Annotated in this window: 19 protein-coding genes; all 19 read left to right on the top strand. The window is 45.3% G+C overall.

The annotated features are described in order from the left end of the window. Positions 1–98: 98 nt before the first annotated feature. The 19 genes from DW205_RS02735 to DW205_RS02645 all read left to right on the top strand — a co-directional run bounded on the left by DW205_RS02735 (position 99) and on the right by DW205_RS02645 (position 24657). Positions 99–1118, top strand: a complete 1020-nt coding sequence (locus tag DW205_RS02735; RefSeq protein ID WP_005866824.1) for a sensor histidine kinase — start codon at positions 99–101, stop codon at positions 1116–1118. A gap of 6 nt (positions 1119–1124) precedes the next feature. Continuing rightward, the gene (locus DW205_RS02730) at positions 1125–1880 is read left to right on the top strand and encodes a LytTR family DNA-binding domain-containing protein (protein ID WP_005866826.1); all 756 of its coding nucleotides are present in this window, start codon (positions 1125–1127) and stop codon (positions 1878–1880) included. Between the two features lie 312 nt (positions 1881–2192). After that, on the top strand, positions 2193–2591 hold the full coding sequence (locus DW205_RS02725; protein ID WP_005866829.1) for a hypothetical protein: 399 nt from the start codon (positions 2193–2195) through the stop codon (positions 2589–2591). Between the two features lie 163 nt (positions 2592–2754). Then, positions 2755–3480, top strand: coding sequence for a ferredoxin family protein (locus DW205_RS02720; protein ID WP_008778460.1), 726 nt, complete (start codon positions 2755–2757; stop codon positions 3478–3480). After that, the gene (locus DW205_RS02715; RefSeq protein ID WP_005866833.1) at positions 3477–4694 is read left to right on the top strand and encodes a radical SAM protein; all 1218 of its coding nucleotides are present in this window, start codon (positions 3477–3479) and stop codon (positions 4692–4694) included. Before DW205_RS02720 ends, DW205_RS02715 begins: the two co-directional genes overlap by 4 nt. Positions 4695–4707: 13 nt before the next feature. Continuing rightward, positions 4708–6264, top strand: coding sequence for a polyprenyl synthetase family protein (locus tag DW205_RS02710; RefSeq protein WP_005866835.1), 1557 nt, complete (start codon positions 4708–4710; stop codon positions 6262–6264). A gap of 13 nt (positions 6265–6277) precedes the next feature. Next, complete coding sequence (locus DW205_RS02705; RefSeq protein WP_005866837.1) at positions 6278–7150, top strand: hypothetical protein; 873 nt, start codon at positions 6278–6280, stop codon at positions 7148–7150. After that, complete coding sequence (locus DW205_RS02700; RefSeq protein WP_005866839.1) at positions 7147–8865, top strand: prenyltransferase/squalene oxidase repeat-containing protein; 1719 nt, start codon at positions 7147–7149, stop codon at positions 8863–8865. The genes DW205_RS02705 and DW205_RS02700 overlap by 4 nt, the downstream gene beginning before the upstream one ends. A gap of 8 nt (positions 8866–8873) precedes the next feature. Then, positions 8874–10295: a PQQ-binding-like beta-propeller repeat protein gene (locus DW205_RS02695; protein ID WP_005866841.1), complete on the top strand. Its 1422-nt coding sequence runs from the start codon at positions 8874–8876 to the stop codon at positions 10293–10295. Between the two features lie 39 nt (positions 10296–10334). Next, positions 10335–11378: a hypothetical protein gene (locus DW205_RS02690; protein ID WP_005866843.1), complete on the top strand. Its 1044-nt coding sequence runs from the start codon at positions 10335–10337 to the stop codon at positions 11376–11378. Between the two features lie 8 nt (positions 11379–11386). Next, entirely contained in the window at positions 11387–11962 is a 576-nt protein-coding gene (locus DW205_RS02685; protein ID WP_005866845.1) for a ferredoxin, read from the top strand. Positions 11963–11966: 4 nt separating this feature from the next. Next, complete coding sequence (locus DW205_RS02680) at positions 11967–13250, top strand: 4Fe-4S binding protein (RefSeq protein ID WP_005866847.1); 1284 nt, start codon at positions 11967–11969, stop codon at positions 13248–13250. Continuing rightward, positions 13247–15043 carry a PQQ-like beta-propeller repeat protein gene (locus tag DW205_RS02675; RefSeq protein ID WP_005866849.1) on the top strand — a complete coding sequence of 599 codons (1797 nt, stop codon included), beginning with the start codon at positions 13247–13249 and terminating at the stop codon, positions 15041–15043. The genes DW205_RS02680 and DW205_RS02675 overlap by 4 nt, the downstream gene beginning before the upstream one ends. Position 15044: 1 nt before the next feature. After that, positions 15045–17435, top strand: a complete 2391-nt coding sequence (locus tag DW205_RS02670) for an NAD(P)H-dependent oxidoreductase subunit E (RefSeq protein ID WP_005866851.1) — start codon at positions 15045–15047, stop codon at positions 17433–17435. A 4-nt stretch (positions 17436–17439) separates the two neighbouring features. Beyond that, on the top strand, positions 17440–18408 hold the full coding sequence (locus DW205_RS02665) for a 2Fe-2S iron-sulfur cluster-binding protein (protein ID WP_005866853.1): 969 nt from the start codon (positions 17440–17442) through the stop codon (positions 18406–18408). Positions 18409–18423: 15 nt separating this feature from the next. Further along, the gene (locus DW205_RS02660; RefSeq protein ID WP_005866855.1) at positions 18424–19572 is read left to right on the top strand and encodes a PQQ-binding-like beta-propeller repeat protein; all 1149 of its coding nucleotides are present in this window, start codon (positions 18424–18426) and stop codon (positions 19570–19572) included. Positions 19573–19589: 17 nt separating this feature from the next. Continuing rightward, positions 19590–20261 carry an ABC transporter ATP-binding protein gene (locus DW205_RS02655; RefSeq protein ID WP_005866856.1) on the top strand — a complete coding sequence of 224 codons (672 nt, stop codon included), beginning with the start codon at positions 19590–19592 and terminating at the stop codon, positions 20259–20261. Between the two features lie 14 nt (positions 20262–20275). After that, positions 20276–23380: an FtsX-like permease family protein gene (locus DW205_RS02650; RefSeq protein ID WP_227793683.1), complete on the top strand. Its 3105-nt coding sequence runs from the start codon at positions 20276–20278 to the stop codon at positions 23378–23380. Between the two features lie 14 nt (positions 23381–23394). After that, on the top strand, positions 23395–24657 hold the full coding sequence (locus DW205_RS02645) for a glycosyltransferase family 4 protein (protein WP_008778455.1): 1263 nt from the start codon (positions 23395–23397) through the stop codon (positions 24655–24657). Positions 24658–24758 lie beyond the last annotated feature (101 nt).

Here is a 24758-nt window from a genome sequence, read left to right as displayed (position 1 = left end):
TTCGTTTTCAATCTTCTTTTTTTCGTTTTGCTTCAAACAATGAGAGAAGTCGTGAAAAATTGATGTTACTTTGTATTTTGAAAAACTATAGGATATTTATGAGTTCATTTGAGACATCTATTTCACGTAAGCTCCCGCTGGTCAGCTTGATTAGCGCAATCTTTATTATCTATACGAATATTGCGTGGATACCTTGGGAGTTGAGTTTTCTGAGCAAGTCCGAGTACTTTGGGTTCTTTGCGTTTTTCACGTATCGTTTTCTATTTTTCTTGACGTTCATCTATCTGTTGCTTCGCTATAATCTGGGTAAGCTCCAGACATCATTGTTTACGAAACGGTTATGGAAGAATTTCTTGTTTTCCTTTATCGCTTATCTGTTTTATGCGACGATATCTTTCGGGATCTCATTTTGTACTCGTAAGACGGATTGCATGGGAAGTATCTTGATCTTCCAGTTCTTTGTTACTTGTCTGTTGTGTACCTTTATCGGATATATATCGATGCTTTTCACCAAGCAACGGGAAAAAGAGCAAGAGATAGAGAAGTTGCGCATCGAGAGTTTGCAGAGTCGGTGCGATGCTTTGGCTAACCAAATAAATCCTCATTTCTTTTTCAATGCCTTGAATGGGATCTCCTCCTTGATCCGGAAAAAGAACGATGAGCATACGTTATCTTATGTGACAAAGTTATCTGATATTTTCCGTTATATCTTACAGAGTGATAAAAGAGGGTTGGTTGCCTTGAAAGAGGAATTGATGTTCATTGAGGCTTTCCGCCATGTGATGGAGGTGCGTTTTGCCAATAAGCTGACTTTTACGATCGACATTCCCGAAGATAAGTGGAATTTGCGGATACCGGTTCTTTCTTTGCTTCCTTTGGTGGAGAATGCTACCGTACATAATATTATTGATAGTGATCATCGAATGGATATACGGATAGAGTTGAATGAGCGAATGGAATTAGTCGTTACGAACCCTATTTATCCAAAGTTGACACCTCCCGATACAAATGGGACTGGACTAAAGAATTTGGAAAACCGTTTTTTACTGTTAATGGATAAACAAATAAGGGTAGAATCAGATGAACAAATGTTCAAGGTCTATCTTCCTTTAAAATAATGCTATATGAAAATATTGATCGTAGAAGACGAGACTGCCGCCTATGAGAATTTGGCAGATATGATACTGAGCTTGGATTCTTCCATAGAGATAATGGGGAATACGGAGAGTGTCCGGCAAACGGTTCGTTGGCTGCAAGCCAATCCGAAACCGGATTTGCTATTTATGGATATTCATTTGTCGGATGGTTCCGCTTTCGCGATCTTTGATCAGATAGAGGTGGAGACTCCGATTATTTTTACGACAGCGTACGACCAGTATGCGATTGATGCGTTTAAGGTGAATAGTATAGACTATCTATTAAAACCCGTAAAACCAGAGGAACTAAACCGCTCATTAGAGAAATTCAGTAGATGGAACCAACAGGATGTCTTACACTATTTATCTCAATTAACGCAATTGTCTTTAAGCCCGAAATATAAGGATAAATTGTTGATACCTGTCAAGGATAAACTATTGCCTATTGGTTTGAATGAGGTATCTTGTTTCTATACGGCGGATAAGAATACTTATATTTATTTAAGGAATGGAGGTTCGTATCCGTATGCTAAAACATTGGAACAAATTATATCTTCGTTGAATCCGGCGGAGTTTATTCGTGCGAATAAACAGTTTATAATTTCCCGTGACAGTGTAAAGGATATTACGATTTGGTTTGATAGCCGTTTATTAGTCACTCTCGATATAGAAGTCCCTGAGCGAATTTATATTAGTAAAAATAAAGCATCCGAGTTTAAGTCTTGGATAGTCAGTCAAGAATAGTACTTAATATCAATGCCGGTTCATTAAGAATCGGCATTTTTTTGCTGTTTTCGTGTTGAATCCCGTTTTTTTCCCTTTCGTCATAAACTAGAAACTATCTATTATATAATTCACCATCTTTGTAACAGAAACAAAGAGATGTATTGATGATATGTAAGTTGATATTTCTCAAAGTTATCATACTATAGAATAGGTTAATGGTTTGGTAAAAGGATTAGTCTGAAGTCGAAAGAATGTTTAGGCTATCTTGATTAGGATTGGTTGGTTGTTTTGTTATGTTATTGATTTTTTAATAGGTAAATTTTAGGTATTATGAGAAAGTTATTTATGGCAGTAGCGATTTTAGGTATTAGTGCTACAGTAAGTTTTGCGAAAGCGCAATGTGTGAATGAAAATGGTAATAAAGAACCGTTTGCGGTAGAGTTCGGCAAATTAAGTTCTTATTTGGATTTGACCCCATCTCAGATGGATGAGGTATATGACATTAATGAATATTTTAAAGGACAACAAAAGGAAAGCTTGAGTAGAGACACGAAACGTCAGGAGGAGCGATTGCAGAAAGCTGTTTATGGAAATCTGAAATTGATGAAAAGTGCTTTGAGCGATAATCAGTATCGTAAGTATGTCACATTGTTGAATGTTACTAATAATAATAACCGATTAACTGGCGCTGTGACATTTACGGATATTTACTTGGCTGATAATAAATGAGTGTAACCTTAGCTTGATGTGATGTTGACAAGAAGGCGGTTTCTGTATGGTACGGAAATCGCCTTTTTTCGTGATAAGTACTCAATTTTTCGCCTTGCGCCGGATGCTGTACTAGTGTTTGGATATTGTTTGTAATATTGCGAAAGACGAATAATAATACTTGATGGAAATGCTATATAATAATAGAGTTACGATTTGTACTTGTGCCTCCCGCTCTTTTATAGATAAGGAGAAAGTGGTAAAGGTGGCGGCCTTTTTAAGGCAAGAAGGATATGATGTGGTAGTAGAGCCTGATCTATGTGAGAAAGTGAGGGAGAGAACATCGGATTTGCCGGATGTCGCCTCATCCACGATTATCGCTTGCTATCCGAGGGCGATCCGTTCCCTTTTCGCTTCCGTGGGAATGGAAACTTCTCGTGTATTGGATATCCGGAATGAGGGTATGGAAGCGATTTTGGATTCTTTCGGATTCGCATATGAGGTTAGTCCCGTAGAAATAGAGGAAGAGGAGGTTATTCGCCAGTCGGTATCTTCTTTTCCGGTCAAGATTGGTGTCGATGCTTGGTATCCTACATTGGATAAAGAACGTTGTACGGACTGCGGTAAATGCCATGACTTCTGCCTGTTCGGTGTTTATACGATAGAAGACGGTGTCGTAACTGTAAAACAGCCCCAGAATTGTAAGAATAATTGTCCGGCTTGTGCCCGGATGTGCCCGAATAAAGCGATTATATTTCCCAAATATGAGAAATCTCCGATCAATGGGGGTTTGAAGGATGAGGAATTGGCGGTTTCCATCGATGCGAAAACGGTTTATGCGGATACACTTCGGGCACGTTTGGCACAACGAAGAGCCGGTGTCTCTTTCTTGAAAAAAGATAATCAATGAGATTTAACGAATACATAGCGACTGCAAGGACCTCTTCACGGATATTCAAGGAATGTTCGCCTCGTCTGATATGGAAGTTCATGTACAATTTCGGTTGGCGTAATTTTCGGAACATGGCCGCATTTGAGAAGCGACAAGCATTAGGCGCTCCGTTTTTCCCCGCATTCGTGATGATATCCATCACGGAGAGTTGTAATTTGAGTTGTAGCGGTTGTTGGGTCTCTGCCGGTGGCAGGAAAGCCCTCTCTATAGCCCAATTGAATGGTATTATAACCGAAAGTAAAAGACAAGGTTCTTATTTTTTCGGGATACTGGGAGGAGAGCCTTTGATGTATAAAGGTCTGTTGGAAACCATGGAGAAACATTCGGACTGCTACTTCCAATTGTTTACCAACGCTACTTTGCTGACAGAAGAGGTGGCCTTTCGCTTAAAAAAGATGGGAAATGTTACTCCTCTGATCAGTATCGAAGGATTGAAAGACGAGAGCGATATCCGCCGTGGGAAAGATGGCGTATTGGATCGTACGATCCGTGGAGTGCGTGCCTGTCGGAAAGCCCGTTTGATTTTCGGTGTAGCTGCCAGTATATGCCGGAGTAATTATGAGGATTTGGTGAGTCGGGCCCATATCGAACGGATGGCTAGGGAGGGTACGCTCTATTTGTGGTATTATATCTATCGTCCGGTGGGAGCGGTTCCTAATGTGGAGAATGCGTTGACTAAGGAGCAAATTAGGGATTTCCGTCGGTTTATTGTCGAGCAACGGAGGGATGCGCCCTTGTTTATTATCGATACTTATTGGGATGATAAGGGAAAAGCCCTATGTCCGGCGGCGACGGGTATGAGCCATCATATATCTCCGTCGGGGGCGGTCGAGTTTTGCCCGCCTTTACAGATGGCTAGGGACTTTATTAATGGGGATGCCTCAAACTTGGTGGAGCTATTCCGTGATTCAATGTTTTTGGCGGATCTGCGGAAAATGACAGCCGAGACATCCAGAGGCTGTATCCTTTTGGAAGATCCCGGAAAAATGTGGAGATTCTTGGAACAACAGGGTGCGATAGATACTACGACTCGGGGTACGGTAAGGGAGGAATATCAGAAAATGAACCCGGTTCCCGGTCATGATATGGAAGGGGAGGAGATTCCCGAGCAGAATGTTTTTTACAGACTCTTGAAGAAGAAATACTTTTTTGGATTTGGAGCTTACGGTTAATCTTTGAGTACGCATGGAAAACAAACTGATACATAACATACCGGCATCTTATGCTGAACGGGATGAATTGCGTAATCGAATTCAAGCATTTGTGGACGATTTAACGATCCAGCCCCCACTGTCCTTGGACGATTTGTCGAACTTCGCGGATCAATTGATTCGTGAGTATGCACTAGACGTAGAGGTAAGAGGGTGGCTGATGGTAGAGATCCATAATCAAGTATGGAAGGAAACGGTCGCTTCCATTCCCTATGAGAGACGTGTATTACTACTACCTAAGTGTTTGAGTAATTCTGCTAAATGCCAGGCGGAAATTGATGAATTAGGTCTTTTATGCCATCGATGTAGTCATTGTTCGATTCCCGATCTTCAAGATAAAGCGGAAAGTCTGGGCATAATGAGTATTGTAGCGGAAGGTTTTACTTCCGTGGTAGGCTTGATACAGAATCGGGTAGTTGATTCAGTGATCGGGGTAAGTTGTTTGGATTCCTTGGAAAAAGCTTTTCCCTTGCTTATCAGTAATGCTGTTCCGGGCTTGGCTATACCCCTAAATACGTCCGGATGTAAGGATACCCATGTTGATTATGAATATGTGATTCGTATGATGGGGATGCGCTCGGATAATGAGGCTAGGCTGTTGGATTATGATGGATTACGAGCGGATTTGAAAAGATGGTTCTCGAAAGAGAATTTAGCAGGCCATTTCTCTCCGGCTAAAGACCAAACCTCTTCGGTCGCCTTAGAATGGATGGGCGGTGAAGGCAAGCGATGGCGTCCTTATTTATTGGCGGCTACTTATCTGGCTTTGACCGGGGGGGCTGAGGTTCCGGACGATGTACAGCGGGCCGCTATTGCGGTGGAATGTTTCCATAAAGCCTCTTTAGTGCATGATGACATACAAGATAATGATAAGGAGCGGTACGGTAAACCAACGATAAATGCTTTGTATGGTGTGCCTATAGCGATTAATGTCGGTGATATCTTATTGGGTGAAGGCTATCGGCTTTTATCTCTGTGTGATGCGAGAGCACTAACAGCGGTGGCTGCTGATGCGCATATAGCGCTTTGTAAAGGACAAGGAATGGAACTGGAATGGAGCGTTTCCCCTCGCCCTTTGACATTGGATTGGGTATTGGAAATATTCTGTAATAAGACAGTCCCTGCCTTCGAGGTATCCTTGGTATTAGGATTGATCTGCGCAGGTGATGACGAGGTGCTTCGTCGGATCTTTCATCAGTATTCCCGGGCATTGGGTATCGCGTATCAGTTATTGGATGATATAGAGGATTTTAAGGATGACCGGCCGGTAGCGTTAAGGCCCTCTGCCGTATTAGCCGTGCTTTGTGAGCAAAATCCGGAACCTGTATTTACGCGTTCCCTTTTGGAATGTGAGAATTTGAAGGCTTTCTTAGGCCGTTCGGAGAATAAGCCGCTTTTGCGAACGACTCTTGAACGGGTCGGGCAGATGGCAGATACATATCATCAAGCTGCGTTGACAGCTTTGCATGAGATCAAGAATGTGGAGTTAAAACGACTTCTTTTCCGGGTAACCGAACGAATCTTGAAATAAATGACTGTTTGAGATGAAAACTACGATATCAACAAGATTGATGCATACCCTTTACGGAGGGAAAAAGCGGTTGGGAAGTGAGGCTCTTCTGCGTTTATCGTGCTTTGTCGAATCCCAGAAGACCGAGGGGGATACTTTCGTAAACAAAAGTGGAGAGGTTGATTTGTACTATACTTCGTTCGGCTGGCTTCTGTCATACGTATTGGGCATTGATTTGAGTATGGAGAAAAGGAGATCTTATTTGGAAAAGCAGCCTGTAATGTCGTTGGATTTGGTTCATTACGCAGCCTATATGCGTTGTGTATTGCTACATCGGTTGATGAAAGAGGGAAAGTTCCGTTTTCTATTGGGGGCAATGCGTCCGATGCCGATTAGGAGTCTTACTTCTTTTATGGACCTGCCTCATGATGACATATGGTCTCCTTATACCCGGTTTATTTGGATGTCTTTATTGGAAGATACACAAAATAAGGAAAACGAAAAAAAGGCCGTCTTGGAAAAGCTAAGGTCTTATCGTGTAAAAGGAGGAGGCTACTCGAATTTGCGGGATCGGGAGGTCGCTACGACAAACGCTACGGTCGCAGCCCTTGCGATTATCGGACAATTGGAGGGCTATAAGCCGATCGACGATCTTTTTTATTTACGGGATACGCAGGATGAGACCGGTGGTTTCAAAGCTGGACGAGGAGCTCCTGTTCCGGATCTTCTTTCTACGGCTACGACCCTTTTTCTTATGGGATGCTATGATATACGACCCGTTAGGCCAGTTCATGATTTTATTGAGGCTCATTGGTTGGATTCGGGTGGTTTCTCGGCGACACTGCTGGAAGATAGTAGTGATGTGGAGTATGTGTTTTATGGATTATTGGCATTAGGAGCGTTATGAGAACAGAACAGGTAAATGAAATGATAGCGGACATTACCCGGCAACTTTTACAGAAACGGTCGTCCGATGGAGTCTGGAGGGGGTGTTTATCTTCAAGCGCAATCTCGACATCTGTCGCTATTTTTGCTTTATATCAAATCGACTCGGATACGTATGAGCCATATATAAGGAAGGGAGCCGGATGGTTGAAGAAAACGATGCGTGCGGATGGTTCTTGGGGGGATAGCGTGGAAAGCCCTTCTAATATGACAGCTACCCTGCTTTCGTATGCTTCTTTATATGCGGTGGATATACCGCCTCATGAGACAGAAACCTATTTGAAGGAACGTTTAGGAGGGAATACGGATGAGGATATCGTACAGGGGGTTCTCTCTTATTATGGAAAAGACTTGACTTTCTCCGTTCCTATTTTAGTTATGTGTGCGTTGGCGGGAGTTATTACACATTGGGATCGTATCCCGCAATTGCCTTTCGAGCTTTCCGTGTTACCTCAACGGCTGTTTCGCTTTCTGCGATTACCGGTCGTTAGTTATGCGATACCTGCCTTAATAGCGGTGGGAATCCTTCGTTATAAAAAGGGAAAACGGGATTTTTTATCATCTGTTCGGGAGTCGTTTATAGGGAAATCCTTACGTGTATTAGAGAAGTTGCAACCCAGTCATGGTGGTTTTCTGGAAGCTGCCCCATTGACCGCTTTTGTTAGTATGTGTATGAGTGGGGCCGGTTTCCGGGAACATGCGGTAACACAAAAGGCCGCTCAGTTCTTGATAAAAACGGTTCGTCCAGATGGCGCTTGGCCGATTGATACGGATTTGTCTTGCTGGGTTACCTCTTTAAGTATAAAAGCATTAGGGGAAGACTTGGAGGATAAAACTTTTTTTATTGAACGGATAAAGCGGAATGCTTTTGCGTTTAGGCATCCTTTTACGGGTGCCAAGGAAGGTGGTTGGGGATGGAGTGATCTTCCCGGGTCTGTGCCTGATGCGGATGATACTTCCGGTGCGCTGGTCGCTTTGCATGTCTTAACTGGCGGGACTTATAGCGAGGAAGTAGGTAAAGGTGTGGAGTGGCTTTTAGCTTTGCAAAATGAGGATGGGGGAATGCCTACTTTTTGTAAAGGTTGGGGAAAACTCCCTTTCGACCGGAGTAGTCCCGATATCTCTGCGCATTCACTTTTGGCTTTCGAGCTTTGGCTGGATGCGCTCCCTAAGGAATTGAGGGTTAAATGCCGGAGGAGTATCCGTCGGTTATTGGGTTGGATGTGGAAGATTCAGTCATCGGATGGTTCATGGACTCCTTTATGGTTTGGAGACCAAGATGCGAAGGATGAGCGTTCTCCTGTTTATGGTACGGCGATGGCAGTGGAATATTTGTCGACTTCCCGGAATCCATTGGCTCGGAAGTTGGCAGAGAATGGTCTCCGGTATCTTTTAGCTTCTCAGAATGAGGATGGGGGATGGGGAGGTGCTCCCAAGGTTGCCTCAAAAATCACTTTGACAGCCCGTGCGTTAAGTGCCTTGGCTTCTTATCCCGAAAGTGATCTTAAATCGATGGAACGAGGCTTTGATTATTTATATGGTATGTATCAAAGCGGACTATTGTTCCGTCCCGAACCTATAGGGCTTTATTTTGCCCGTCTTTGGTATTCGGAGGAATTGTATAATCACACATTTGTGCTGAATGCGCTGAAGAAGTTGAAACAACGAATAAAATAAGATAGATCGTGAAAGAGAGAAAGACCTTATTAATAACGGTTGCTACGGTATGTATTTATACCGCTATCCTCGTAGGGTGGCATTTGTATGTCCCTCGTGAGAATCTTACGATTCAGGTTCCCGGAGCGGATAATCGCCCGGAGGGATTGGCTCGTAAAGCGAATGATGTCGTGATCGGTGAATATTTCATGAAATATGAGGAGGAGCCTCCTTCCGGACTTACGGGGGAATGGACTGGATTTAGAGGGGAGCGTTTTGATAATGTAGTTGAGACTCCGGACAAGATCAATACCGAGGCGGGAGATTACCCCGTAGTATGGAGCTTTGAGACAGGTGAAGGACATGCGGCCCCTGTGATCTATAAGGGCAGGGTATATGTATTGGATTATAATGAGTCCTTGAACTCTGATGCTTTGCGTTGTTTTTCCTTGGAAAGTGGTAAAGAGCTATGGCGGAGATGGTATAGGGTTCCTATGAAACGTAATCATGGCTTTTCGCGTACGGTTCCGGTTATACGTGACGAGTATGTGATAACGATCGGTCCTCAAGGGCATGTAATGTGTTGCGATCCGGTGACTGGTGACTTGAAATGGGGTATTGATATGCAAAAGCAGTTTAAGACGGAAGTCCCTTTCTGGTATACCGGGCAGTGTCCTTGCGTAGATGATGATGTTTTGGTTTTGGCTCCGGCCGGTGAAGAGACTCTGTTGGCGGGTGTGGATTGTCTTACGGGTGAGATCGTGTGGAGTACTCCGAATACATTGGGTTATAAAATGTCGCATTCTTCTGTAATGCCGATGAGTTTGAGTAATAAGAGAACATATGTTTATGCCGGAGTAGGAGGTGTTTGCGGCGTATCGGCGGAAAAAGCGGATCGGGGTACTCTCTTATGGGATACAAAAAAATGGCAGCCTTCCGTGATCGCTCCGTCTCCATTACGTTTGTCATCAAGCCGGATATTCCTTGTGGCGGGCTATGGGACGGGAGGGGCTCTCTTACAAGTGGATAAGGCAGGATCGAAGTGGACCGCTACGGTTTTGGACCAGTATAAAGCGGATAAGGGCTTATCTAGCGAGCAGCAGACACCTATCCTATATAATGATATGATCATTAGCGTGATGCCGAAAGATGGTGGGGGATTACGTGGTAAACTGGTCTGTTTCTCGCCTACGGATTTGCATAATCCAATTTGGAGTTCCGCTGCGGATGAACGTTTTGGACTTGGTCCTTATTTAGTTATCAATAAGCATCTGTTTGTTTTCAAGGATGATGGTGAATTATATGTATATGAGATACAGTCTAAAGCGATGAAACTCTTGAAAAAACAACGAGTCATGGACGGTGTAGATGCTTGGGGGCCGATGGCCTATGCGGATGGGATGCTTGTACTGCGGGATGCTCATACGGTTAAATGTCTAAAAATCGTATGATCAAGTAAATAAGATAATCAATTCTAAAAGATAAAAGGTATGGAACCGAATCAAGATAATGGAAATAGAATATCGCGCAAGAGTTTTTTGCGTATTTGTGGTTCTGTCATAGCGGGTGGAAGTATATTGGGGGTTACCGGTAACCTGTTATGGAAGATGTTTACGAGGCCGGATGATATTTTTTATGGGGTGGATAAAAAGAGTACTACCATAAATCGTAGTCATGTGAATAATATTGTATCCCCTTATAGGAAGGTTTCCGCATTTAAGATATCAGACCAGATCGACGCTTTTGATTTGTATGAAGGCCGGTTGATTGTTGCTGCGCCAAACAATATTTATGTGTATGAACCCTCCGGGGCATTGGTGAGTAACTTTCCGGTCGGGAGTTCTGTACGGGATGTTACGGTGGATGATGATCGTGTTTATCTTTTGTATCCTACGAGGGTGGAAGTCTATGATCTGGAAGGCGGATGGATACGGGATTGGGAGGCTTGCAGCGAGGAGTCTGATTATTGTTCGTTGACGGTTTTATCAGGGAATGTCTTTGTTACGGATGCGGCTAATAAAAATATTTGTATGTATACGATTGAAGGAGGTTTTGTGAAGTTTATTCAAAGTCCGTCCGGTTTTATCGTGCCCAGCTATTCTTTTGGTATTACGAATATAGATGGAGTGGTTTACTGTTCGAATCCGGGAAGACACCTTGTGGAAAGTTATTCACCGGAAGGCGAGTATATCTCCTCATTTGGCAAACCGGGCGGTGCTGCCGGCCTATTTAGCGGATGCTGTAACCCAGTCTATTTAGCGGGTACACCCACAGGAGAGATTATCACATCTGAAAAGGGGATTCCTCGAATCAGTTGTTACGGAAAGAATGGCGAGTTCCATAGTGTATTATTGGATGAAAAAGCATTGGGAGGTGGCCATGCCGCTTATGAGGTGAGAGTTTGGGATGACAAGTTGGTGGTTGCCGGTAAAGATGCGTTATCGATATTTCAATATGATAAAAAGCTGGCGGTACAGACCGCATGTTCAACTTGTGGTATTGATTGTCCTTTGAAGATAGGTGTTACGATTTAAGGAAGAATATGGAACAGAAGAAAGATCATCCGAAAAATAGTCCGATTAAACGGCGAGAGTTTTTCAAGCTTTGCGGTTCGGTGGTTGCCGGAGGAACGATCCTAGCGGTTGCCGGCGGTATGGCCCGGAGGGTGGAAGGAACGGAGGCTAGTTTATTCTGGCAAATCGATCCGAATGTATGTACGCAATGCGGACGTTGCGAGACACATTGCGTGTTACCTGTCTCGGCCGTAAAATGTATTCATGCGAATAAGGTATGCGGTTATTGTGATTTGTGCGGAGGCTATTACCGAACGAACGTGAAAGAGCTGAATACTGCCGCTGAGAATATGATGTGCCCGACGGGTGCCATCCTGCGTAAATTCGTGGAAGACCCCTATTTTGAATATACGATCGATGAGGATCTTTGCAATGGCTGCGGCAAATGTGTGAAAGGATGTAGCTCTTTTGGAAATGGCTCGCTCTATTTACAGATTAAACAGGATTTGTGCCTGAATTGTAATGAATGTCAAATATCTACCGTATGCGCATCGGGTGCTATAACGAGAGTTCCGTATGCGACGGCTTATAAATTAAAAGGTTAATCGGATGAAAAAGCTTTTATCAATAGGGACCCTACTCTTTTCGTGGGTGATGCTTCAGGCACAAAACCGGTTTCCGAAACCGGATTTTGAGTCTGGTTACCAATATCCGGAATTACATTATGCCATACCCAATGAGACCTTGTGGGTGGTATTGGATCTATTTATGTTGGTACTTTTGATGAGTATCGTGGTATGGGCGGTATATAAGAAACATACCCGTAAGCCTATTTTCTGGGTTTCGGTTATCTCGGTAGCTTATTTTGGTTTTTTCCGGAGTGGCTGTGTCTGTAGCATCGGCTCGATACAGAATATAGCGTTGGCCATGGTGGATTCTACTTATCATTTACCGTTGACGGTATTGTTATTTTTTATCTTGCCAATATTATTTGCTTTTTTGTTCGGGCGGGTATTCTGTGCGGGTGTATGTCCGTTTGGGGCCCTACAAGAATTGGTGAACGTCAAGAACTACCGAATCTCGAAGGCAGTTACGGCTACGTTGGGAATAATCCCTTGGTTATATCTTATATTCGCCGTTTTATACGCTGTGACGAGAAGCCGTTTTATCATCTGTCAGTTCGACCCGTTTATTGGTATCTTCCGTTTAGGAGGAGATGTGGGACTTCTTTTGTTCGGGGCCTTGTTGCTGATTTTATCTGTTTTCACAGGGAGGCCGTTTTGTCGTTTCTTATGTCCTTACGGAGCGTTATTAAGTCTTTTCTCTTCGGTGTCTATCTGGAAAATTCGTCTTTCCCGAAAAGCATGTATCAATTGCGAACTTTGCCATAATTCGTGTCCTGTGGATGCGATCCGCTCTCCTTATGCGAACAAGGTAAAAGAGAGCCGGAAAGAAGGTGTACGGAGACTTTTAGGTTATTTGGTCGTATTGCCGTTGATGATCGCGGCGGGGGCTTTCTTGATGCGTTCGGCAAGCTCGGATTTGAGTCGGGCAAATAAGGATGTGCGTTTGTATGATATGGTGGAACGGCATGAGGCGAATCCGGAAGAGGAGCTGTCTTTAGAATTGGAGGCTTTTTACGGACAAGGGCGTACCTTGGAAGAGCTGACGAGTGCGTATGAGGCGAAATTGGACGAATTTCGTTTTTATTCCACGATAGCGGGAGGTCTGATCGGTTTGGTAATTGGTTTGGCCTTGATCCGCTTGTCCGTAAAGCGTACCCGTAAGCAATATGAGATCAATCATGCGGCTTGCGTGGCTTGTGCCCTGTGTTTCAGTTATTGCCCTCAGAATAAGAATAGTGTTGAACTGCGTAAATCATCAGAATCATGAATAAGGATATTTACAGAAATATAGCTGCGGTTACGGCTATCTTTATTATTTCGTTGTCGGTCATGTTGATCACGAATTATTTTCAAGTGAGGGGCGTTACGCCGCTTCAGACCGAGGTGGTGGAGACCTTGAAGCTACTGAACGATACGAATCCGGATAATCCGGAATTGCAAGAACAGATACGCCAATTGGATTTATTAGCTCGCAGGGCTTATTTTATACAAGCGGATCATTTGAAGTTGGGTGTTTATATCTTATTGGGCATGGTAGCCGTGTTCGTTGTCTGCTTGCGTTTTTATTTTAAGGGGGAGATGCATATCCCGGATAAGGAAATCGATCCGATCGACGAATGGATGCTGAAGTCTAAATCCCGTAAATATATAACATGGAGTATGTTCGGGTTGGTCGGAGTCTCTTTATTTTTCGTGTTCTTATCATCTCCTTTCTTAGCAACGGAGAAGACCGAGAGTGTGGCGGAGGAAACACTAATAGCCGAGAGTACGCAAGTTGAGCCTGATAGTGAGGTGATAGAACCGGCTATAGATATCGAAGAGCCGATGAATGAAGTAATTATAGATACCACTAATGATGTGACTCCGGTAGAAGAGGCTTTTCCCGCAACCAGTGAAGAGCCTCAGCCGGTAGTCCCTAAAATTACGCATAATGCGTTTAGGGGGAATTATTCAAACGGTGTGTCTGCGGCTAAGGGGATACCGGTGAAATGGGATTTGGGTAGTGGTACCAATATCGCTTGGAAAAAGGAAATACCCAGACCCGGCCATAACTCGCCGATCATTAACGGTAATCATGTGTTTTTTACAGGAGCGGACGAGCAAGCTCGTGAGCTGTATTGCTATGATCTGACAACCGGTGAGCAGCGATGGAGTTTGGCGGCTACGAATATTCCGGGTTCGCCCTCCGTGATGCCGAAGGTGACGGAAGACACGGGCTTGGCTTCCTCTTCCGTAGCGACCGATGGGAATCGGGTATGCGCTATCTTCGCTACCGGTGATGTGGTTTGTGCGGATATGGATGGTAAACAGCTATGGGCTAAGAATCTGGGGGTTCCGGATAATCATTATGGTTTCGTATCCTCTCTCCTTATTTTCGGCAATACGCTTTTCATACAATACGATAATAATAAAGATCCGAAACTGATCGCGTTGGATGTAGCTAACGGTAACCAGCGTTGGGTGAAGAACCGGCCGGGAAAAATCTGTTGGAGCTCTCCCTCTATTGCTTACGTGAATCGGAAGCCCCAGTTGATTCTAATGGGTAACCCAGCGATAACCGCATACGACCCGAATTCCGGTGAGCAATTGTGGCAGGTGGATTGTATGGGAGGCGAGGTATGTTCCTGTCCGTGTAGTATCGACGGGGTGATATTCGGAGCTAACGAATACGCCAAGCTAGTGGCGATTAATGGCGCGGACGGAAAGGTTCTGTGGGAAAGCTCGGATTATCTGCCAGAGGTATCCAGCCCGGTAGCGACAAAAGATCATTTGTATGTGGCGACGAGTTATGGCGTCCTTGCGGCTTATGATACAAAGACCGGTGCGTTGGCTAAAGAACATGAGTTGAATGTAGAGTTTTACTCTTCCCCGATGATCGTGGAAGGCAAGCTTTATCTTTTCAGTAATGACGGGAAGATGCATATTTTCTCCACGGATAATGAATTTAACCTGTTGAGTTCTTTTGAGACCGGAGAACGTACGATGGCTACTCCTGCTTTTACGGATGGAAAGATCGTGGTGCGTACGGAAAAGAGTATTTATTGTGTAGCGATGAATTAATATGGCATGTGATAATTGTAAAAATAACGGGATCCGGACAAAAGAGGCGATGACAGCCCGGGTAGATGCGATCATCGACCGGATCGGTACGTCACGACGGGATATTATACCACTATTGCAGGCTTTGCAGGATGAGTTTAGTTACCTGCCTTCAGATGCATTATTGCGTGTATATGAACGAACGGAGATCGATCGTGCCCAGTTGATAAGCGTCTCTACCTTCTATTCCCAGTTTCGCCATGTCCCTTATGGGAAACATATCATTAAGGTTTGTACCGGTACGGCTTGCCATGTAAAGGGCGCGAATAATGTATATGACGCTTTCCGTCGGGAATTGAAGATGGAAGAGGATCGTATAACGACAGCCGATCAGGAATATTCGATAGAAAAGATTGCGTGTTTAGGATGTTGCGCCTTGGCTCCGGTCGTGCAGATCGACGAGAAGATTTACGGGCATGTACAACCGGGTAGGGTCAATGAGGTACTCGATGAGTTCCGGATATATAACCAAGAACATGAGCGGGAAGAGGAAGGCAATGCTACTCGTCAGATCGTGGGGGAGATCCGTTTAGGGATGGAGAACTGCTGTCAGGCAAGTGGGACATCAGAGATTTATCAGGCGGTTATCAAGGCCTCCGATGAGTTGGGGATCGAGGTCAATATCAAGCCGGTATCTTGTGTTGGAGCCTGTAACCAAGTGCCTTTGATCGATGTAGCTCATCCGGACGGTTCTATCGAACGTTATCCGAACGTAAGGCCGGAGGAGATCAAAGAAATCTTATTACACCATTTCCAACCGGCAAGCCGTTTGAGGCGTTTAAAGAATTCGATCTTGAATCATATAGACATGTTTCATACGGATACGACTTGGGATAATATTCTCTGGAAATCAGAACAGGAACGGACTGGTGCGATCAACACGTTCTTGTCTGGACAAAAACGGGTCTCTACGGAAGGATATGGACTGATGTCGCCGTTGGATATTGATGAGTATATCGCACGAGGAGGTTTTGAGGCATTGAAAAAGGCGATTACGTCGAAAAGTCGTCAAGAGATTATCGATACGATTTTACGGAGTGGTCTTCGTGGACGGGGCGGCGGCGGTTTCTTGACCGGTCGTAAATGGGAACTCGTGGCGGCTTCGGATCAGCCTGAAAAATACGTGATCTGTAATGGAGACGAAGGTGATCCGGGTGCGTTTATGGATCGTATACTTCTGGAATCTTATCCATTAAGGGTTATAGAGGGTATGATTATAGCCGGATATGCCGTAGGTGCGAAGGAAGGAATATTCTATATCCGTGCGGAATATCCGCAAGCTGTTATCCGTACCCGGAAAGCGATAGAGTTGTGTCGGGAGAGAAATTGGGTGGGAGATCATATCTTTGGAAGTGACTTTTCTTTTGAGATTTCGATATTTGAGGGAGCGGGCGCTTTTGTCTGTGGAGAGGAAACCGCTTTGATCGCCTCCATTGAAGGGGAGCGAGGTTTTCCGCGGCAACGGCCGCCCTATCCGGCCGTGGAGGGATTGAACAAGCGTCCTACCTTGATCAATAATGTAGAAACTTTGAGCCAAGTTTCGTATATAGTCAATCATGGGGCTGATGAATATCGGAAGATCGGTACTGAGAATAGCAAGGGTACGAAAGTATTCGCCTTGGCGGGTAAGGTTCGTCATGGTGGTTTGATAGAGGTGCCGATGGGGACGACCTTGAACCAAATCATCGAGGATATAGGCGGTGGTGTGGAAGGCGGCGAGAAATTGAGGGCCGTACAGATCGGTGGCCCTTCGGGTGGTTGTATCCCCGCTCATCTATGTGATGCGAAGGTGGATTTTGACGCACTTATCCAAATGGGAGCGATTATGGGTTCCGGGGGAATGGTCGTATTGAGCGAGAGCAATTGTATGGTGGATGTGGCTCGTTATTTCTTGGCGTTTACTTGTAATGAGTCTTGCGGGAAATGTACATTCTGCCGTGTCGGCATTCGTAGGATGTTGGATATACTGGATAAATTATGTACCGGGAAAGCGGAGATGGCGGATATTGATAAGCTGGAGGAGTTGGCCTTGAGCGTGAAGAAAGCGGCTCTTTGCGGATTGGGGAAGACAGCGCCGAATCCCGTGTTGGCTACCTTGAAATATTTTAGGGAAGAATATGAGGAACATGTAAGGGGCATTTGCCGTACCGGTACTTGCAAGGATATGGTGCGACTGATGATCACGGATGACTGTGTGGGATGTACGAAGTGCTCCAAAGCTTGTCCTTCGGATGCGATCCCTTATACCCCGTATGAGAAACATTCGATAGATATAGAGAAATGTGTTTTGTGTGGTTTATGTATAGATGAATGTAGTTTTGACGCTATACGGAAGGTCTCTTTAAAATCTTAAGGCTATGGTGATAACAATCAATAATAAAGAAATAGAGGTGTTGGAGGGAGAAACCTTGATTGAGGTAGCTCGCCGGGCAGGTTTTCGGGTCCCTTCCATGTGCTATGCGAAAGAAGCAAAGCATAAATCGTCTTGTATGGTATGTGTCGTGAGGAATAGTGTCTCCGGGCAAATGATCCCTTCCTGCTCCACGTATCCGGTGGAAGGGATGCGTATAGAGACGGATAGCGAGGAGGTATCTCGGCTTCGTGCGTTATCATTGGAACTTTTGTTAAGTGATCATCGGGCTGATTGCGAGGCTCCGTGTACCCTGGTTTGTACTCAAGGCTTGGATGTGGAACGTATGTTGTATTTATATGATGCGGGACGTTATGGGGAAGCCCGTTCGTTGTTGGCGGCTGTATTCTCCTTGCCTGCGGTAGGTTGTGATACCTGTAAGGCTCCTTGCGAGAAAGCTTGCCGTAGGGGTACGGTCGATAAGGCCGTTGAGATCCGCGCCATAATCAAAGAATTGGCCGGGAGGGTAGACTTACCTGTCGGGGATGATTATCATGTGGTGGATAAACGTGATAAGAATGTGTTTATTTCCCGCTTGGGGCGTTTTACCATGAAGGAAAAAGAGTGGTTAAAAGAGACTACGTCCGCTCCTTCCGGTTGCTTGCATTGCGCCTGTGGAGGGAAAGCGGATTGCAAGTTACGCCTATACGCTACAGAGGCTGGTATCAAACGTCCCCGGTATGAGGTTTCTTCCATGTTACCGGTAAAGGAGAAGATACATGTGAAAGGCCGGATGTGGTTTGAACCGGCTAAGTGTATCCGTTGCGGCTTATGTGTTTACAATAGTGAGAATGGTTTTACCTTTAAGAACAGGGGATTTGGCATGCAGGTCGTAATTCCCGAGGAGAGTAAGACGAATGTAAAGGAGGAACTGGCCGGACTTTGTCCTACAGGAGCTTTGTATTTAGTAGACTAAGAAAAATCTGGAATTATGAAATGGGTGAGCTTATTTATGTGCATGGTCGGTCTATTGGTTGGCTGTGAGGGAAATGAGGATACGGTGGACGATGGGAATAGCCTGAACTGGTCGTTGTTCCGGGGAGATGCCTCTTTGAGTGGATATACGGACCGGTCTTTACCGAAGAAACCTTCCTTATTGTGGAGCTATAAAAGTGGCGTACGTACGGTTTCTTCTCCAATCGTCCATCAAGGAACTACTTACTGGTGTGACAAGAAAGGTCATATATGGGGGATTGACCTAAAAGGGGAGCCTGTTTTCGGATATGACTTGGACACGCCCGTAGAGGCTATCCCGATGGTTTATGATTCAGTATTATATATAGGTAGGTTAGATGGTTGGATGAGCGCTATTTCCTTGGAATCCAGAGATACGCTTTGGAATTTCGAGACGATGGGACAAATCTCCGCCTCGCCGAACCGGGTTGGTTTTGAGGGGCGGAAGGCGATCGTGTTCGGTAGTTATGATAATTATCTTTATTGCGTGGACGAGCGCACCGGGCAGGAGATTAACCGGTTTGAGTCCGGCTATTATCTGAATGGGGCTGTGGCCTTGTGGAAAAAGCACGTTTTGTTTGGCGGGTGCGACTCTTGGATACGGGTCATTAATTGTAAGACGGGTTTGCAGACGGATTCATTGTTGATGGATTCCTATGTACCTGCTTCGCCTGCTATTATGGGGGATTATGTATATGTGGGGGATTATGCCGGAAATATTTATGAGTTATATCTGGAAGGAGGAAAGATCGTCCGGCAACGGAAGATTTTGGCGGCCACGGATGAGGGAGGTTCATTCGTATCCGTTCCCGCCATCACGGATAACAGGCTGTTTGTCTTGTCTAATGACCGTTATTTGTATTCGATCGATCGTATTGACGGGACGATAAAATGGAAGTATATGTTGAAAGGAAAGGTTGGAGAGAGTTCTCCGGTTGTTTGTTTCGATAAGGTGATTGTTTGTACGAAGACGGGTATTGTCTCGATTCTGGATACGGAGAGTGGGGATTTGAAATGGGAGTACGATACGGGAGAGCAGATCGTCGGTTCGCCGGCTGTTATAAAAGATCATTTCTTTATTCTTACCGCGAAAGGTACGCTTTTTTGTTTTGGGAAAGGACGGTAGACAAATCATAGAGGAATATGGCATTAATTAGATTATCAAATATAGAGAAGAGTTTTCAAGATGGGGAAGACCGTGAGAACAACGTGCTCCGCGGAATAAATATGGAGGTGGAGAAGGGAGAGTTTATCGCGATCAAAGGACCTTCCGGTTCCGGAAAAACCACTTTATTGTCGATCTTAGGAACGATACTCCGGCCGGATAGCGGAATTTATTTGCTGGATGGTATGGAGATGACGACTGATGGCATCGATCTTGCTACGATACGTAATAGTCGAATAGGCTTTGTCTTCCAAGATCATCGTCTGATGCCGCAATATACAGTCCTTGAGAATATCCTTTTACCGGCTTTGGCGACAGCTTCCCGATGTACACGAGAGGAAATAGAATATGCTCATCAACTGATGGAGTTGACGCATATATCTAAATTGGCGGGGCAATATCCGCATACGTTATCCGGAGGTGAGGCGAGCCGGGTAGCAGTTTGCCGTGCCTTGATCCGGAAGCCTTTGTTAGTATTGGCTGATGAACCTACGGGACAATTGGATAAGGAGAACGCCCGGAATATAGCCTCGCTGTTTTCCGAGATCAACCTGCGTATGCGAACGACGATCGTGATGGTGACACATTCGGATGAGACCTCGTCTTTCGCTCACCGGATACTTAAGCTTAATGGAGGGATCTTAGAGTGAATATAAGGTGGCTTTTGCATAGGAATATACGGTATTTCGCCCGTTACTACCGGTTGGTGGCGATGGCGGTGGTAATCACTGTTGCCGTAATTGTGGGCAGTTTGGTCGTAGGCGATTCGGTTCGCATGACATTGGTGAGACGGGTTACGGAGCGTTTGGGAAATACTGAGACCATTATCTTTTCCCGGAGTTCTTTTATTTCCGATTCGATTTTGTCTGTTTCTTTATTGGGAGAGTCCGCTAGGGGTGTTTTGTTGACCGATGGCTTTATATCCCGGAATGGTAAGCTGGTTCCTGTATTTGTGTGGGGTGTCGATGATCTTTCGTTATCGGAAGGTTCGGCCAAAATCAACCCGGCTTTGTCGGAGGAACTCGGATTGGAGGCTTCGGAAGATATAGTGCTACGTTTACCGGCGACAGGCCTGGTGCCTTCCGGCTCTCTTTTCGTGACCAAGAATTATACGGTTGGTTTGCGCCTGTCCTATGAGGGGCTTGTCCCGGTGGATAGTGGGGGTAACATAAACCTAAAGAATGAGCAGGTGCTTCCCTTTAATGTTTTCGTGCGCCGGAGTGATTTAGCGGAGGCATTGAATGTAGGGGGAAAGATTAACTTGGTATTGACAGATAGACAGATTTCTTCTACGGATTTAGACGATATATGGAATCAAGAGTTGTCTGGCTTGGTGGTACGGCGGAAAGCGGATTTCACGGAGATAACCTCCGGGCGGGTATTCTTGCAGGAGAAGGTCGTGGAGACGATCTGTCAGGATAACTTAGCGTCTGATCGGCTATTTTCCTATTTAGTCAATTCCATTGAGCGAGAAGGAAACTCGATTCCTTATTCGTTCATAACCGCTATGGATCGATATAAAGGGCATATCCTTCGGAAAGATGAGATACTGCTTTCCGATTATGCCGCTAATCGCTTGGGGGCACGGGTGGGTGATACTATTCGGGTAAGCTATTATAAATCGGAAGGATTGAAGAGACTGGATACGGATGCCCGTCAATTTAAGGTAGGACGGGTCGTTCCTTTGTCTGAATGGGTGTCTGATGGCTCCTTAAGCGCTGATTTTCCGGGACTTTCCAACGTGGAGAGATGTACGGATTGGGATAGTGACCTGCCGATTCAAATGGACTTGATTACCGATGAGGATGAGCGGTATTGGGATTTATTTCGTAGTACCCCGAAAGCAATCATAGCGTATGATGCCGTAGTCGGGGATTGGGGGAACGCCTATGGAAGCGCGACGGCGATCCGGATTCCAAATGCGAGGCCTGATTTGACGGGACTTAGACCGGAGATGTTTGGTATCCAACTGATTCATCCCCGGGAAGCTGGAATCTATGCCGCCCGAAACGGGGTGGATTTTGCGGGATTATTTCTTGCCTTGGGATTCTTTATTATTGTCTCCGCCGTGTTGCTGATGTTGAATCCCTTATCGGAGATGTTTTACCGACGGCGTCATGAGATCGCTTTACTGAGATCGATGGGCTATACCCGGAAACGTATCAAAGGTATGTTATGGATGGAATCTGTCCCGGTCGTAGGGGGCGCTTCCGTGGTAGGAGTCGTTATGGGGCTATTATATACGAGGCTTATCATGTGGCTTTTAGGGGGAGTGTGGCAAGGGGCTACGCAAACGGATGGCTTTGGGGTTTATCCGGGTACATGGACGCTTATCGCCGGTACATTGGTTAGTGTCGGACTATCCTTGGGGCTTCTTCGATGGGCGATTATACGGGCATTACGAGAAGAAAGCCATAAGGTTTATTCGTCTGGATCTTCTTTGCGGAAGAAAAGGCTCGGAATGATCGTGTCGGGTATGATGACGGTAGCTATGATCGGCGTGAATGTATGGGTTTTACATTCAGTGCCTCTTTTCATGGTTATCGGTGCCGCATGGATCGTGACGGCGGCATTATGGGGTGACTATCGGGTTGCGAAGAACGGTTCGGTGCATCCTTCTTTGTTCAATCGAAGCCAATTGATTTGGGCTACTATATATGCGAACAGGAAACAATCCTTATTATCTTTTTTCGCTCTCTCTATCGGGGTCTTTATCGTGTTTTCGGTCGGTTTGAACCGGAAAGGATTTGCGGATAGCTCACAGATACGCATCGGGACGGGAGGATACAGTCTTTGGTGTGAAAGCAGTGTTCCTGTTTATTACGATTTGTCTACGTCCTCAGGCAAAGCGAAGTTATCTCTTTCCGATTTGCCGGAGGATACGGAAGTTCTGCAATGCTTGCGCTATAACGCGGATGATGCCAGTTGCCTAAACTTGAATAAGGTAACGACCCCTACGGTATTAGGGATAAATATGAAAGCGTTGTCAAATAGCGATTTCCAGATCGAGCAAACGATTTATGGGGAAGACCGGGAAGTCGTTTTCGAACGAGTGCGAGAACGTACAAATTCCGTATATCCGGCTTTGGTGGATGCTACGGTATTGACTTGGGGTATCGGCATGAACTTGGGAGATACGCTTTATTATAAGAATGATCAAGGACTACCGATCGCGATACGGTTGGTAGGTACCCTATCCAACTCCGTGTTCCAAGGAAATATATTGGTGGATCAAGCGCTGTTCTCTGAGATCTGGACGGAAACGACCGGTAGCGAGGTGTTCTTGCTAAAAACAGGAGAATCCGAGAGGGAGGAGGTGAAAAAACTTATTTCCCAAGCTTTGAGTGAATATGGCGTACGGGTGATGACCACGAATGATCGTCTGAGACAGTTCAATACGGTAACGGATACGTATCTCACAATCTTCATGACCTTAGGAGGTTTGGGATTGTTATTGGGAATCTTGAGCTTTATCATCGTGATCCGTAAGAACCTAGCGATGCGAAGGGATGAGATTCGCCTGTATCGTGTGCTAGGTTTCACGGACGGGCAGATCGGACGGATTTTCTATAAGGAGAATATCCTCGTCCCGTTATATGCGATCTTGACCGGAGTGATCGGGGCTTTGATAAGCGTGAGTGCTAATTTCTCGAATGCGGGAACCGGAGCTTGGTCGCTGGCCTTGGGTTTCATGTTATTCTTTACCGGATGTGTGATGATTTTTGTCCGCGGGTTGGTAAAACGGGAAATCGGGAGTTCCAAACTTTAAATAGATAGAGGCTTATGAAGATATTGTTTATAGTTCCGGGTTCGGGAGATTCTTTTTATTGCGGGAACTGCTTCCGGGATAACCTTCAGGCGTCGGCTCTTCGGAAAGCCGGTCACGAGGTGATCGTGATGCCTCTTTATCTACCTTTGAGACACCGCTCGTTCCAAGCGGATACTCCTTTGTTTTTCCCTGCCACGACATTCTATACGGCACAAAAATTCTTTGGTAAACGGAAAATGCCGGATTGGTTAAAAAGGATTACCGGTTCGGATACCTTATTAAATGTAGCTTCTTCCTTGTCCGGTTCCACTTCGGCGGAAGGATTGGAAGAAATGACGTTAGCGATGATTACCGGCAAGGATGCCGCTTTCTTGGATATGGTGGATCAGTTGATCTGCTGGGTGAAAGATCGGGAGAAGCCGGATATCATTCATTTATCGAGCACCTTGTTGATTGGTATCGCCAAAGAGATCAAGCGGTATTTGGATACGCCTATCGTATGTTCCGTACAAGATGAGGAGGTATGGATTGATAATTTGGACGAGCGTTGTATTCCGGAGGCTTGGCGGGGAATAGAGGAGAATTCCCGCTATATAGATCGTTTCGTGACAACCTGCCATTTCTATAAGGAGATTCTTATTCGGCGGCTTCCCGGATTGCGGGATATCGAGGTGATTTATCCGGGAGTAGACCGGGATAAATATAGATCGTTCGATTATCCGGAAGATCCGGTTATCGGCTTTTTTTACCGGATGAATGAGGAGAACGGTTTGGATCTGCTGGCGGAAGCTTTCGTTAAGCTGAAGAAAAAGGATACGGTACCGAATCTCCGTTTGAGGATCGGAGGAGGCTATACGGGAAAGGATAAGCCTTTTCTCCGAAAAATAAGGAAGATTCTCGATCCTTATCAAGATTATGTGGTGATAGATGAAGGGTACAGAATGGAAGAACACGCCCGGTTCTATCGGGAGATTAGTGTCCTGTCGGTCCCATTGAGGTTTGAGGAAGGAGTCGGACTTTATCTGTGTGAGGCTTTTGCCGCCGGGCGGCCTGCGGTGGAGCCCGCTACCGGGTCTTTCCCGGAGATTGTGGATAAAGCCGGCATTCTTTACGAATGGAATGATAGCGATTGCCTTGCTACCGCTTTGGAGACTTTACTGACGGATAAGGTCTTGCTGAGGCAGTGCCGTGAGAATGCGCTTCTACTGTCTTCTTCCCGGTATAATGACTGGGTTTTGGGGGAGAGATTATCAAATATGTATCAATGTCTAATTTAATTCGATAAAAAATGAAAACATTAAAGCTAATAAAACTTCTTTGCGCCTCTGTCTGTATGGCCGTAAGTATTCGATAAACTCCCTCGTATATTGGGTAACGT

Source organism: Parabacteroides sp. AM17-47 (assembly GCF_003434625.1).
Classification (GTDB): Bacteria; Bacteroidota; Bacteroidia; order Bacteroidales; family Tannerellaceae; genus Parabacteroides; species Parabacteroides distasonis.
The sequence above is the reverse complement of the archived record's forward strand: the minus strand, read 5'-3'. Positions and strand labels throughout refer to the sequence as shown.